At 33.6% G+C, this 14115-nt stretch carries 10 protein-coding genes; 2 read left to right on the forward strand and 8 right to left on the reverse strand.

Annotation, left to right across the window (positions count from 1 at the left end; all coding sequences use genetic code 11):
• Positions 1–9 precede the first annotated feature (9 nt).
• The gene (locus tag IPH11_04130; GenBank protein MBK6912880.1) at positions 10–858 is read right to left on the reverse strand and encodes a Bro-N domain-containing protein; all 849 of its coding nucleotides are present in this window, start codon (positions 856–858) and stop codon (positions 10–12) included.
• A 62-nt stretch (positions 859–920) separates the two neighbouring features.
• Positions 921–2141, reverse strand: coding sequence for an aminotransferase class I/II-fold pyridoxal phosphate-dependent enzyme (locus IPH11_04135; protein ID MBK6912881.1), 1221 nt, complete (start codon positions 2139–2141; stop codon positions 921–923).
• A gap of 165 nt (positions 2142–2306) precedes the next feature.
• Here IPH11_04135 and IPH11_04140 point away from each other — a divergent pair, with 165 nt between their 5' ends.
• Both IPH11_04140 and IPH11_04145 read left to right on the forward strand, forming a co-directional pair.
• Positions 2307–5129, forward strand: coding sequence for a hypothetical protein (locus IPH11_04140; protein MBK6912882.1), 2823 nt, complete (start codon positions 2307–2309; stop codon positions 5127–5129).
• Positions 5126–7054 (forward strand): DUF2723 domain-containing protein, encoded by a 1929-nt coding sequence (locus IPH11_04145; protein ID MBK6912883.1) that lies wholly within the window; start codon positions 5126–5128, stop codon positions 7052–7054. The genes IPH11_04140 and IPH11_04145 overlap by 4 nt, the downstream gene beginning before the upstream one ends.
• Here IPH11_04145 and IPH11_04150 read toward each other — a convergent pair.
• From IPH11_04150 to ribD, 6 genes are all read right to left on the reverse strand, one after another.
• A complete protein-coding gene (locus IPH11_04150; protein ID MBK6912884.1) occupies positions 7046–8146 on the reverse strand; it encodes a DUF4837 family protein in 1101 nt (366 codons plus the stop codon). The genes IPH11_04145 and IPH11_04150 overlap by 9 nt on opposite strands.
• Before the next feature lie 14 nt (positions 8147–8160).
• Positions 8161–8817, reverse strand: coding sequence for a dolichol kinase (locus IPH11_04155; protein MBK6912885.1), 657 nt, complete (start codon positions 8815–8817; stop codon positions 8161–8163).
• The gene (gene ftsH / locus IPH11_04160; GenBank protein MBK6912886.1) at positions 8801–10864 is read right to left on the reverse strand and encodes an ATP-dependent zinc metalloprotease FtsH; all 2064 of its coding nucleotides are present in this window, start codon (positions 10862–10864) and stop codon (positions 8801–8803) included. The genes IPH11_04155 and ftsH overlap by 17 nt, the downstream gene beginning before the upstream one ends.
• Positions 10865–10897: 33 nt before the next feature.
• A complete protein-coding gene (hpt, locus tag IPH11_04165) occupies positions 10898–11455 on the reverse strand; it encodes a hypoxanthine phosphoribosyltransferase (GenBank protein ID MBK6912887.1) in 558 nt (185 codons plus the stop codon).
• Complete coding sequence (gene tilS, locus IPH11_04170) at positions 11442–12824, reverse strand: tRNA lysidine(34) synthetase TilS (protein MBK6912888.1); 1383 nt, start codon at positions 12822–12824, stop codon at positions 11442–11444. The genes hpt and tilS overlap by 14 nt, the downstream gene beginning before the upstream one ends.
• A gap of 201 nt (positions 12825–13025) precedes the next feature.
• Positions 13026–14114: a bifunctional diaminohydroxyphosphoribosylaminopyrimidine deaminase/5-amino-6-(5-phosphoribosylamino)uracil reductase RibD gene (ribD, locus tag IPH11_04175; GenBank protein ID MBK6912889.1), complete on the reverse strand. Its 1089-nt coding sequence runs from the start codon at positions 14112–14114 to the stop codon at positions 13026–13028.
• Between the last annotated feature and the right edge of the window lies 1 nt (position 14115).

A 14115-nucleotide genomic window follows, 5' to 3' on the forward strand; every position in this document is an offset into this window, starting at 1 on the left:
AATTGCTTGTTATTTCCTTCTTCTTTTTCCAGTTTTTAATTCCTTGATTTTTTGCAATTCAGGTAAATAATTTTCTGATGTAATTACTTTTTCGCTACTTTCTTTCTCTAATTCATTCAAAGCGTGTCCTGCTATCTTTCCTCCAATTTTTGCAACTGCTTTATTCTCCAAAAAACCTTTGGCATTTTTGGCTCTTGTTAATTTTGTTGTTGATGCTTCACCTAACATTGAAAAAATCAATTCAAGGTCAGTCATATGATCTCTAAGATTTTGGTTTCTTAATCCCTTAATTTTTTTGTACTGAGAAGGTGTTAAACCAAATGTAGCTTTTGAGATTTCAGCAGTTAAAATTGAATATTCGATTCGTTCTTTTACTCCTCTATTTTTCCATTCGTCGGTCAATTCTTCACGGATCGCAATACTATGTATTCGCTTTTCAATCCAATCTTTAGGGTAACCTTTTTGTTTATAAAGTTCCCTCGTCCGTTGTGCTGCCAATTCTGGATTTTCAATTTCTTCTAATCTATCTGAGCCTACTTTTGCCAACCATTGTTTGAAAGGTTCTGCTTTTGGTGATGGAATAGATTGAATAATTCGTAAAAGTGCTTTTGCATCTGCACAATCGGTCGTGTATTTTTTTCCATCTGATGAAATCATTTTCAGTTGTACGATAATTTCGTACAACTGAATAAATCCTTCGGTGTTAAGTTTTCTTTTAAGGTCACTCCAATATCTTCTTGGATTAAGGCTATCGGTGAGAATTTCAATAATGTCTATTATTGCAAAATACCATTTTTGCTCCGCTTCACTCCATTCAGTTCGGATCTTTCTGCTTTCAAAAAGTTTTATGTTAGTCATTACTTTGATTTTCTGAAAATTTAAATACTATTTTTTTCGATTTTCGCACATTGTTAAACTCTTTACGCTTCCACCAACCCAGCAAATTTTTCCTGGTACTTAACAAAAAACTCACCGATAGCTTTATAAGCTTTTTCAAGAATTTGTTCGTTGGGTAAAAATACAACTCTAAAATGTTTTGTTCCCGGAACCTGTCCAAAGCCGCTGCCCGGAACAATTACAACTCCGGTTTCTCGAATCAATTCACCAACAAAATGTGCATCAGGTTGTTTCATCTCAAGTTTTGGAAAAGCATAAAATGCGCCTTCAGGTTTAACGCAGGAAATTCCTGGAATTGCATTTAACATTTCAACTGTCAAATCTCTGCGTCGTGTAAGTTTTTTCATCGCTTCTGTAAGATGATCGTGAGTTCCTTCCAGCGAAGGTTTTATTCCATATTGCTCAGGATGATTTGCAGATAATCTTGCACGAAGAATTTTATTTATTGCTTCAATCAAATCAGATAAAATTTCTTTTCTTCCACTTACAATTCCCCAACCGATTCTAAATCCTGGAACAAAATAATTTTTTGATAACCCGCCAAACGTAATGCAAGAAACATCCTTATTTAATGATGCAATTGAGATATGTTTCTTTCCATCAAACAAAAGTTTATCATAAATTTCATCAGCAAAGATTACAAGATTATGCTCAAGAGCTAAATCAACAATCTGCTGTAAATTTTCTTTTGTGTAAAGCGAGCCTGTTGGATTATTTGGATTGATAAGCACAATTGCTTTTGTCTTATCATTTATTTTTGATTTTATATCTTCGATATCCGGCAGCCAGCCGTTTGCTTCATCAAGGTAATATGGATTTTCCATCATCTGAAGTTTGCTTGCAATTGCTGTATAAAGTGGATAACCCGGAGTGGGCGTAAGAACATTTTCACCATCGTTTACAAGTGCTGTTAAACAAATATCAATTGCTTCGCTTGCGCCGGTTGTTACAAAAATATCGTGAACATTTGTAATACCTTTTCGTTCTGCTTCAGCTTCAATTGCTTTTACAGCTTCGCCAATTCCTGAGGAAGGTGCATAACCATTTAAGTTTTTTAACATTGCCTGATAAGTTGCATCAACAAGATGTTTTGGCGGCGCAAAATCATAAAGATTGGGATCACCAATATTTAAGTACAACATTTCTTTTCCTGTTTTTGCAACTTGATTTGCAAGAACTACAATATCTCTAACTGCGTAAGTAATGTTTTCAGTTCTGACTGCTGGAATTATTTTTCGGTTCATAATTTCTCCAATTATTTTTTTTCTAACAAAAAATTACTGAAAATTGAAATCAAATACACTTTATAATTTCAAGATAGAATAATTCATCTCTCCTTTTTCTTAGTTACTTTTTCTTTGAACGCTTAAAATTTTATTTTTAACTATGGATTAAATAGTCTTTGGCAATTGAAAAGAAAAAAATTAAATAACATCATCCCTGAAAATTTCATTAAAAATCTTTTTGAGATTACTGCGGGATATTTATCAGCAGATGATTTTGAAAAATTGATTGGCGCTATCAGCAGCTCTGCCAAAAGTTATCTTTTCGATCAAAGTAGTCAAGCTAATCTGATTCGTATTATTCAATCATCTCACGATAAATCATATTTTCTTCACGACCTTATTGCTTATGAGTTGAACAGAGATGCGATTATCACAATTGCCCAAAACAGCAGCTACTTTACAGATATACTTGTCAGGAATCCTGAATATTTTTATTACGCTATAAATTCAACAGATAAGTCAAAACAAGAAGACAAAAATTTTTATGAAATAACAATAAAAAATTCTCTCTCAAAGTTTAAATCTTTTGAAAGCAAAGTAAGAATTTTAAAGTCTTTCAAAAGAAAAGAAATTTTAAGAATCGGAATTCAGGATATTCTTTTTAATACATCGCTTCAAAGCACGACAGAAAATTTATCTTTTATGGCAAAGGAGATCTGTTCAAGCTTGTTTGAAATGTGCCTCGAACAAACTCTGGCAAAGTATTCTATTCAAACTCATGTTCAAGATTATTGTCTTATCGCATTGGGTAAGCTTGGCGGTGATGAACTTAATTACAGTTCCGATATTGATTTAATTATTTTCTATAATGAAGATGCGCCGCTATCTAAATCAAAATCAAAAAAAGAAATTTTAACCGAAGCAGTTGTATTATTTATCCAAACTTCAACTGAAAATAACGAAGATGGATTCTTGTTCAGAATAGATTTTCGATTACGACCCGACGGCAGGAATGCCCCTCTTTGCAGCAGCATGACTGATTATCTAAACTATTATGAAAGTCGTGGTGAAGATTGGGAACGACAAATGCTTTTAAAATCGTCCTTCGTTTGTGGTGAAGAAAAACTGTTTGAAATTTTTATGAATAATCTTCGTCCGTTTATTTATCCTGCTTCTTTTTCAATCTCGCCAATTGAGCAGATTAAAAAACTTAAAATAAATATCGAGAAAAATATTTCTGATGAGCAAAACATTAAACTCTCTCCAGGTGGAATTCGCGATATTGAGTTTTCTGTTCAAGCACTTCAGCTAATAAATGGCGGAAAAATTGCTGAGCTGCGACAAGCCAATACTTTAGAGGCTATTTTAAAACTAAAAAAAAATAATCTGGTAAATAACGAAGAGGCTTTAACTTTATCTGAGAATTATATTTTCTACAGAAGGATTGAGCATTTTCTTCAGCTTATGAATAACCGGCAGACTCACACAATTCCTTCCGACACATTAATAAGAAACAAGCTGAGTTTGTTTTTGGGATATAATAATTTTTCGGAATTGGATAAAGATTTGCAATTACGAGCTGAAAAAATAATCTCAATCCGTAATTCTATTTTAGGCACTGATGTTGAATTAAATAATTCAATTGATTTGCTTGAAACCATTAAGTTCAAGGATAGGAAACAAGCCATTCGAAATATTCAATTCCTCCGCGAGGGAGTGGGAGTTTCAGGCAGACGAATTTTTGATAAAAATTCTATTGAAGCCTTTTCAAAAATTGAAAACGAATTATTTCGTCTTCTGAAATCAAGCGTGAATCCGGATTTAACACTTTCTAATTTCGTAAAAATTATTAATCACACTGACATTCCTTCAGTGTGGTACAACCAGTTTCGTGATAAAAATCTTTTTGAAGCTTTTCTTACTTTATGTCAATATAATCAGCATGCAATTGATCTTTTGGTAAACAATGAAATAAATAAAGAAGCCTTCTTAAGTGGAAAATTTTCTGATAATATTCTTCAAGCTGAGTTAAACAATTTTTCAATTCGTCATTTTTTATTTATACTTTCCTCTCAATTTACTCTGCGATTAATTTCCGCTGAAGAGATTTCAAACTTGATAAAAAAATATATAGAGCAAATTATAATCGAGCTTGCTCAAAAAGTCCTTGGAAACAAAATCTCAAAGTCAAAATATTTTATTGCAAGCCTTGGAAGTTTTTCAACCGGTGAAATGACATTTACTTCGGACGTTGATTTATTATTTATTGTTAAAAATATTCAAAAGCAAAAAACAGCAGAAAAATCATTTCGGAATTTTCTTCTGAGACTAAAAGATGCACTTAAGCCTTTTAATGTTGACTGCAGGCTTCGACCCGAAGGTAAGAGCAGTCATCTTGCCTGGGACTTGAATGCGAGTATTTTATATCTTAGCTCAAGAGCAAGAATTTGGGAATTGCAGTCATTCACAAAAATAAATTTTGTTTATGGTGACTTTAATTCTTACACAGCTTTTTATGATGCAATCAGAAACAGAATCGAAAACGAAACTATAGGCAAAATGAAACTCGAAATGTTTCTGATGTATAAAAAAATCATTTCTCAATCCGACTCGCATTTTTCGAGATTTGATTTGAAAAAAAGCAATGGATGTCTAATTGATTTAGAATTTATTGCTCAGTATTTGATTCTTACTAATCCGAACTATTTTAATATTTGTTCGGGCAAAAATTTGAGAAAGAATTTTGAATTACTAACTGACGTGATTCCTAAATCGAAATTAGAAATATCCCTTGACATGAATTACATACTTTTAAAAGAGCTTCAAATTATCGTTCAAACGATGTTTAATATTTCAAATTCAAAAATTCCTTCAGCCGAAAACGAACTAAAACTCTTAGAAAGTTTTTTTTCCAAATATAGAAGCGATAATTTTAAACTAGTACTTGATCGAATAACTAAAGAGAATCATCAATTGTTTAATATAATTTTTAAAGGTGAGAATTGAATTTTATCAAGAATAATTTTGTGTGGCTCAGCGGGTTTATACTTTTTATAATTTATTTAATCACACTCGCACCATCGGTCGTGCAAATAGATGCCGGAGAGCTTGCTGCAGTGCAGGCGACTCTTGGGATTGCACATCCTACAGGATATCCATTATTTACAATAATCGGATTTTTGTTTTCAAAATTACCTCTGCCTTTTTCTACGATATTTCAATTAAATATTCTTGCTTCAATTTGGTGCGCTTCGGCTGTTGTAATTTTTATATTGGCAATTAAAAATATAAGTACGAGGGAAATTCAAAATTTACCTTCGAAACCAGAAAAAAAATCCAGAAAAAAAATGGATGTTCGTATAGAAAATTTAGATTCGCCAATTCCGGAAATCATAAAAACTACAGCACTAATTTTTGCCGGCTTTGTTGTAGGGTTAAACAAAACATTCTGGACTCAAAGTACCTCTGTTGAAGTTTACTCCCTCCATGCGTTTTTGATTTGCCTCATAATTCTTTTTGCAATAAAAGCATATCAATCGAATTACAACGGAAAATTTTTTTCTTTTAAAAATCCCTGGCTGCTTCTTTCAATTGCCCTTGCTCTTGGATTTGCTAACCACATGACGACATTATTAATCCTTCCTGGAATTGCTTATCTGTACTTTAGCAAATTTCAATTTAACAAACCGGCGTTTACCAATTTATTATTTATGGTAACTTCTTTTATTGGATTGCTTACAATTTTTTACTTATATCTTCCGCTTCGAGCGGCTCAACAGCCTGATATTAACTGGGGCAACACTACTGATCTGGATAAAATTTTGCGCCATATTTCAGGAAAGCAATATCAAGTCTGGATTTTTTCTTCTATTGAAGCATCGAAAAAACAGTTAGCTTATTTTATAAATAACTTTCCATCTGAGTTCACATTTATTTTGATACCTGCATTATTAGGATTATTTAATTCTTTTAAATATTCAAAAAAGATTTCTGTGTTTTTTTTGATATGTTTTATTTCAACTGTGCTGTACTCAATCAATTATGATATAAGTGATATTGATTCATACTTTTTGCTGGCTTATATCTCTGTTGGTTATTTTTCATTTTGGGGAGTAATTAAAATTTTCAATTTGATAAAAGTTGAATCACAAAAAATAAAAATTACTTTGGCTTTATCTGCTTTAATCTTAATTCTCCATTTTGGTTTTACTTTTGGAAAAGTAAATCAAAGTGGAATTTATGTTTATGAGGACTACTCCAAAACATTGATTAATAGCGTTCCGAAAAACGCTATTATTCTAAGCTATCAATGGGATTATTTTCTTTCGGCTTCATATTATTTTCAGAATGTTGAAAGCTTCAGGAAGGACGTTTCAATTGTTGATAAAGAATTGCTCAGAAGGTCATGGTACTTCAATCAACTTGAACACAACTATCCATTTTTATTGAAAGGTGTAGCAAGTGAAGTGAAATTATTCAAAGAAGCCTTAATGCCTTTTGAAGCCGATGAGCAATTTAATTCAAATTTATTAGAGTCTTTGTATCAACGAATTATAATCGGGATCATCACAACCAACATTGATGCACACGATGTTTTTATCGCACCTGAATTGGTTGACAATGAAATGCAGCAAGGGCAGTTAAAACTTCCGCAGGGCTATTTTTTAGTTCCTGATCTATTTTTATTCAGGGTTGTTAAAGAGAACAAATATTATCCAGCCTCAAATTCAAATTTTAAAATCAGAATGTCTGAACAAAAAGATAAGTACGTATTAAATATTCAATCTTTTGTTGCGTCAATGCTTTCACGAAGAGCTTTGTATGAATTACAGAACGGCTATCCGGATCGTGCTAAAGTTTATGCTGAAAAGATAGTAAGCGATTTCCCGGATTATGGTTTGCCGCCGGGACTTGCAGATATATTAAAATAGTTCTTCGTCGTTAGCAGCATCAAGAAGTTCATTAATTCTATCTTCGTTTATTTCAGACTTAGTCATGAATGATTGCAGAGTAACATCAAGCTGCTGGAGCAAATTTCGCTTATAATATTTTGGCGCATAAACAGAAGCATCTAGCATATAAATTCTTTTTGACTTTTCATCATAGAAAATATAATTAATGAAAGGACCACCCATACCTTTTATATTCAAATCCCACAATCCCTGTGTAAGTAAAGCATATCTACCTTTAAAATTTACTTCAGTGTTTGTGAAATAATTTTCAGCGATAACAACGTAGCCTGTGTCTTCAGAGGTTTGATAATACTTTTTTGTAAGCCTATTTCTAATCGAGCGAATTGAATCAACAGTTAAGTATGAAGGATCAGCATTTTCAATCCAGTGAATAAATATCCAGCGTTCCATATCACTGCCCGGCGATCTTCGCAGCCAAACAAAATTATCTTCAGCTTTACTCATTGCTAATTTAAAATCAGCTTGAACATAAATAAGCCAGCCGTAGTCTCGTAATAATTTACCCTCGATATTTTTTCTTTCATAGGTAGGAGAGTACAAACTTGCATAAAGACGTTTATCGGATGCATTCTGAAAAGCGTAGAGAAGATTGTCTTTATCTTTTAAAATTTTGAATTCAAGCTCTTGCATAGTGGGAGCTGATAAAATCATCACGAGCTGATTTTTAGCCCAAAGGTTATTTTTAGTTACAATATAATTTGGATCTGCAGAAATTTTTTCTTCAATTTTCTTATCAATTACAGATTTGATATATCTTGCGGTAGAAGTAGATGAATTCAACGGTGCAAGAAGAACTAAATTTTTTTTGTGTTTATACTTTTCAATTTGATTAACCGGAACTCTTTTCAATGTAAAAAGTTTTTCCGGCTGAGGAGTATTGATAATTTTTTGGAAAGCACTGTCTAATGCTGTTTCCAATTCTAAGTATTCGAGTGAATCCGCGACAACAAAGATTTCATCTTCGAGCCCTGTAGCCGGCTTATTTGAGCTATCACACCCGGCGAAAAATAAAATTGGAACGGATAAAATTATTGCAATAAAAAACTTCATAAAAACCTCTGCCGTTAAAAAATAAATAACTTAACCTGGGGCAGAAATAAACTGTATAAACCCAGCATCGTTAATCCAACACTAAGTGGAACCGATAAATTATCATCCGCAAAACCAAACGAAATATTTTCAGCAATAGCGCCGACTGCGGCGGCGAAAATTGCTATTGCGTATTCTTCCGGCAATCCTAAAAATTTTGGTGTTAGAAAAACGACAAGAATTGCACTTATGAAAAAAGCTAAAGTTCCCTCTAAACTTTTAGCAAGAAATTTATGCTTGCCATATCTTCTTCCAATTAAAGCTGCCATAATATCGCTGATGATTAGGATACTGAAAGCAGTGATAAAAATTAATTTTGGAAAAATTATGATGCATATTAAAGCACTGATAAAAACATAAGTAGCACCGGTGAGATTTTTTCTTTTCGAATCTACTTCATGTTTACGAAGCAGAAAGCCAAAGGCTGAGGTAAAAAAAATATTGAAAGACGGTGCGTAATATCTCAATGCTTCTGCAATAAGTGAAATGAAAGTCATTACACTTAAAATTATTATCCCCTCTTTTCTGGAGATAAAATAATAAATGATTGGGATTGATAAAGAAAAGAGATGAATCAGTTTTCTTACTAATTCATCTCTATAATGAATTGTTCCGTTATCTATTTGATTCATTTTGTGGAGTAGAATCTTTGCTTTTCTTTTCTTCGAGCATTTTTTTTACGTGATCAGGAATTTCGGTTCCATTTTCGGGATGATTATTACCATTATTTCTAACTGCCGGTGGAAGTTCTTCACCGCGAATTAGTTTATCAATTTCTTCGCCATCAAGAATTTCCCTCTCAAGCAATTCCATCGAAAGTTTGTGAAGAGTATCAATATGCTCGGCAAGAATATTTTCTGCACGTTTCATCGCGTTGCGAATGATTAATTGAACTTCTTCATCAATTTCGATCGCAACTTTCTCGCTGTAATCCCTGTGACTTTGAATTTCTCTTCCTAAAAATATTTCTTCTCGCTTAGCACCGTAACTCAGCGGTCCAAGTTTATCGCTCATTCCCCACTCACAAACCATTTTGCGCGCAATACCAGTAGCTTTTTCGATATCGTTACCTGCACCGGTCGTATAATGATTGAAAACTAATTTCTCTGCAGCCCGACCGCCGAGAGCATAAGTAATCACAGCTTCAAGATATGATTTTGAGTAAGTATGTTTCTCATCAACCGGTAAGTAACTTGTAACGCCAAGTGCTCTTCCACGCGGAATGATAGTTACTTTATGAACAGGATCAGCTTCAGGAATCATTCGGGCAACCAGCACATGACCAATTTCGTGGTAAGCCGTTGTTTTCTTTTCTTCTTCAGAAATGATAAGACTTTTTCTTTCCATTCCCATCATTACTTTATCTTTGGCTTCCTCAAAATCTATCATCTCAACTTTTTTCTTGTTTTTTCTTGCTGCGAGCAGTGCTGCTTCATTTACAAGATTTGCAAGATCGGCGCCTGATAATCCGGGAGTTCCTTTTGCAAGTATTTCGAGCGAAATGTCATTACTGATAGGAATATTTCTTGTATGTACTTTTAGAATCCCTTCGCGTCCTTTTACATCCGGACGATCAACAACAACTTGCCTATCAAATCTACCCGGACGAAGTAATGCAGGATCAAGCACATCAGGACGGTTTGTAGCCGCAATAATAATAACTCCGATGTTCTGTTCGAAACCATCCATCTCCACTAAAAGTTGATTTAACGTTTGCTCTCTTTCGTCATGTCCGCCGCCAAGTCCTGCGCCGCGATGTCTTCCAACAGCGTCAATTTCATCAATAAAAATAATGCAAGGTGCACTTTTCTTTCCCTGTTCAAAAAGATCTCTAACACGGCTTGCACCAACTCCGACAAACATTTCAACAAAGTCAGCACCACTTATTGAAAAGAAAGGAACCCCAGCCTCACCAGCAACTGCACGTGCGAGTAAAGTTTTTCCGGTTCCCGGAGGTCCTAAAAGCAAAACACCGCGCGGAATCTTACCACCAAGTTTCTGAAATTTAGTTGGTTCTTTTAAGAATTCAATTATTTCCTGCAATTCAAGTTTGGCTTCATCGGCACCAGCGACATCTTTGAATGTCACGTGATGACCTGACTGAGTGGTCAATTTAGCTCGACTTTTTCCAAAAGAAAAAATCCCCCGCGTACCTCCTGTTTGACCCTGCATTTTTCTCATAATAATTACCCATACTGCAATGATCAAAATCCATGGAACAAAACCAATAAGCACATTTAGCCATTCATTAGATTCTTTATCAAATGAATAATTTATCTGCTTTTGCTTCCAAATTACTTCCTGATCTTTTATGAGCGGTTCGGGGATATATACAGAAATAGCAGTTACCGCAGTCGGTTTGTTATTTACTAAAATGGAAGTTTCGCCTTTCAGTTCTGCGCGAAAGTAATAATCGTTGATATCCGATTTTACAACCTTAGCATTTAGAATTGATTCAGGCGCATTGATTAATTTTTCATATTCGGCAAAAGAAATATCAGTATAATTTTCTGTACCGGTACGCATTAGCTGCATTACGATAACTGCAGCTACAATTACAGCGCCCCAGCCGAAAACCATTTTGATTACTTTCGACCAATCAAAGTTATCATCAGGTTTGTTCTGATTGGGCTGCTTTTGATTTTTTTGAAAAGGATTTTTATTCGAATTATCTGCCATTATTATTTTCTTTCAGTTAGATTCATTTACTAATTAATTATCACCGCTCGGAACATAAATAGATCGCAAGTTTCTGTACTTCTGTGCATAGTCCAATCCGTAACCTATAACAAATTTACTTGGAATACTGAAGCCAATATAATCAATTTTGACTTTATATGTAAGGCTTTCAGGCTTATACAGCAGTGATATAACCTTCATACTTGAGGGCTTATGCATCTGAAAATACTCCTCAATATATTTTACCGATAAACCGGTGTCAACAATGTCTTCCACAATTATTATATCTCTTCCGTTAACATCACAATTTAATTCTTTAAGCAGCTTAACTTTGCCCGAAGAAATTTTTTCATCGCCATAACTTGAAAGTTTAAAGAAATCAATCTCACAATCAATCGTTAAACTTTTTACAAGATCTGCCATAAATAAAAACGAGCCGTTCAATACGCCTATAAAGATCGGTAATGTATTTTTATAATCTTCAGAAATTTGCTCGGCAAGTTCTTTAACTCTATTCTGAATTTTTTCTTCAGTGAGATAAGTAACGAACTTTTCTTTCCCTATGATGATAAACTCTTTATTTTGATTCATAATATTTTAATTCTAAATAATTCTTTGTTGACTTTGTCACTTTAAATCTATCGTCAAGCCTTGATCCAATTACCCAAACAACCTTATTTGCTGATAGCAGAACTAACATCTCTTTTTTTTTATACGAAGAAATTTTACTATCTGTTAGAAAATCTGAAATCTTTTTAGATGACCTCATTCCAAGCGGTTTGAACCTATCGCCCGCAGTCCAATTTCGAAGGGTTAATTTTTGATCTACTTTGTCTGCATCAATGTATTCAATATTTCTATTTACACCAAGTTCTTTTGGTAACCTGCCGACTTTCTTTATTGATAATCTTCCATTAAAAATATTGACTGATCCACCGATTGATATTTCCTTCTCACTAAAGCGATGGTCTTTCTTTTTAGCTATCAGTAATCCATCACGTTCTAAGCAGGCAAATAGTTCGCCGGAAAGTTTAACAGTTTTCCCGGTTTCTAAATTTAACAGTGAGACTAAGTTTTTTGCATTGTTAGAATTTTCAGTTTCATCAAAATTTTCTGTGAGTATTTTTTTAAAAAATTCTGTTAAAAGTTCTTCCGGAACACTATTGATTACTTCATTTGCAATAAATAAATCTTCATCTCTATTTTTTTTTACTTGCGACAGAGCTGATTTTAAGGAGCGTTCAACAAATTGATTTATTTCAGAAATATTCTCTGAACTCCTGAGCAAACTCTTATGAAGCGAAGTATTTATTTTTTTAATTAACAAAGGAACTATTTTGTGGCGAATAAAATTTCGTTCATAATCAATGCTGAAATTTGTTGAATCAACTTTGTATTTAATTTTTTTTAATTCCAGATATTTCAGAATATATTCCTTTGTTAAACAGAGAATTGGTCTGATTATCTTATTTCGCTTTACTGCAATTCCACTCATTCCAGCCATGCCCGATCCACGACTGATGTTTAACAAAACAGATTCAGTATTGTCATTCGCATTGTGCGCAGTAGCTATTTTATCAAACCCCTCCTTTTCTGATATCTTTTCAAATTCCTTGTATCGAATAATCCTTCCCGCTTCCTCAATCGAATATTTTCTTTTTGCGAAAACTTTTACATTTTTTTGAATCAGGAAAAGTTCAACTTTTAAGTCAGAGCAGATTTTTTTACAAAATAATTCATCCGCTGCTGCTTCATTGCCCCGCAGCCGATGGTTGATATGTACAGCAGAAATTTGAATCTTAAATCTCTGCTTGTACTTATTTAAAAAATGCAGCAAAAAAACCGAATCAGCTCCACCACTTAATGCAATCAGAACTCTATCACCTTTGCTAAGCAAACTTTTTCTATCAATGAAGCGGATGACATTCTGTTCAATATTTTTTATAAATTTATTCGTCAAATGTTAAAGATGTTTTTTGATTCTACTTTCTCCAAATGAATTTTGTTGGAGATAAACTAATGATCAGTCGGTTAAAATTCTATTGATAAGATAAATAGTTATTTTTTTTAATAGATTTGACTCAAAATTAAGCATTCCATTTGATAAAACTTTATTGATTATTTGAAGATGTGATGCAGGTGGTATAAAAAGCGTGGTCAGTTATTTTCGGAATTCGACTAAAAGTTCTTCACCAATTTTTTCAAAAGAATTGATTTTTAATTTGAAGGCATTTTTTATTGATTTAATTCCAATGGGACCGATTAAAGACAAACCTGTTCCAAGTAAACGGGGTGATTGAAAAAGCAAAATGTCATCAAACAAATTCTCCTTCACAAAAGAAGTAAATAACCCGCTTCCACCTTCAACAATCACAGAAGTGATTCCTGATTCGGCAAGTTTTTTTAAGGCAGATCTAAGATTTATTTTATTTCTTCCTTCGCTTTGAACAAATATAACTTCTGCCCCGAGCTTGTGAAGTTTACTTAATTTTATTTTCTTTTCCTTAGAACTCTCCGAAGTAAGCACTATTAAATTTCTATCCGGGTTGCGTTGAAATAGTTTTAACTTTGTGCTCAATGATAACTCCGCATCGATTAATATTCTCTTGGGATTCCTCCCTTCTGTAAGACTGACAGTCAATTTTGGGTTATCAATTTCTGCGGTTCTGCTTCCAATCAACACTGCATCATATTTTGCTCTTAAAGAATGTGCAAATCGTCTTGCTGATATTGATGACATCCACCTTGAATTACGATGGCTGTCTGCAATTTTCCCATCAATAGTTTGTGTTGCTTTTAATGTAATATAAGGAAGTTTTTTAGTAACAAATTTGAAGAAAAATTTATTCAGTTCTACACACTCGTTTTCGAGTACACCAGCCTTTACTTCAATGCCGGCGGCTTTTAATTGTTTAATTCCCTTTCCGCTGTTTTGTGGATTCATGTCAAGGGTTCCAATAACAATACGGGTAATTTTATTTTTAATTATTTCAGCAACGCATGATGGATTACCATCTCCCTTCCAGCAAGGTTCGAGATTAATAAACATTGTCGAACCGGTCAACCCATCATTAGAAGAATTAATTGCATTTAATTCTGCATGCGGTCCCCCATGTTTTTCAAAAAAACCAGCACTTAAAATCCGGTCATCTTTTACAATCACGCAGCCAACTAACGGATCGGGGCTTACGCTGCCTTTACCTTTTTTAGCAATCTCAATTGCAAGTTGTATGTAAGATTCGTCAGTCAAA

It is taken from the genome of Ignavibacteriales bacterium (assembly GCA_016709155.1).
Classification (GTDB): Bacteria; Bacteroidota; Ignavibacteria; order Ignavibacteriales; family Ignavibacteriaceae; genus JADJEI01.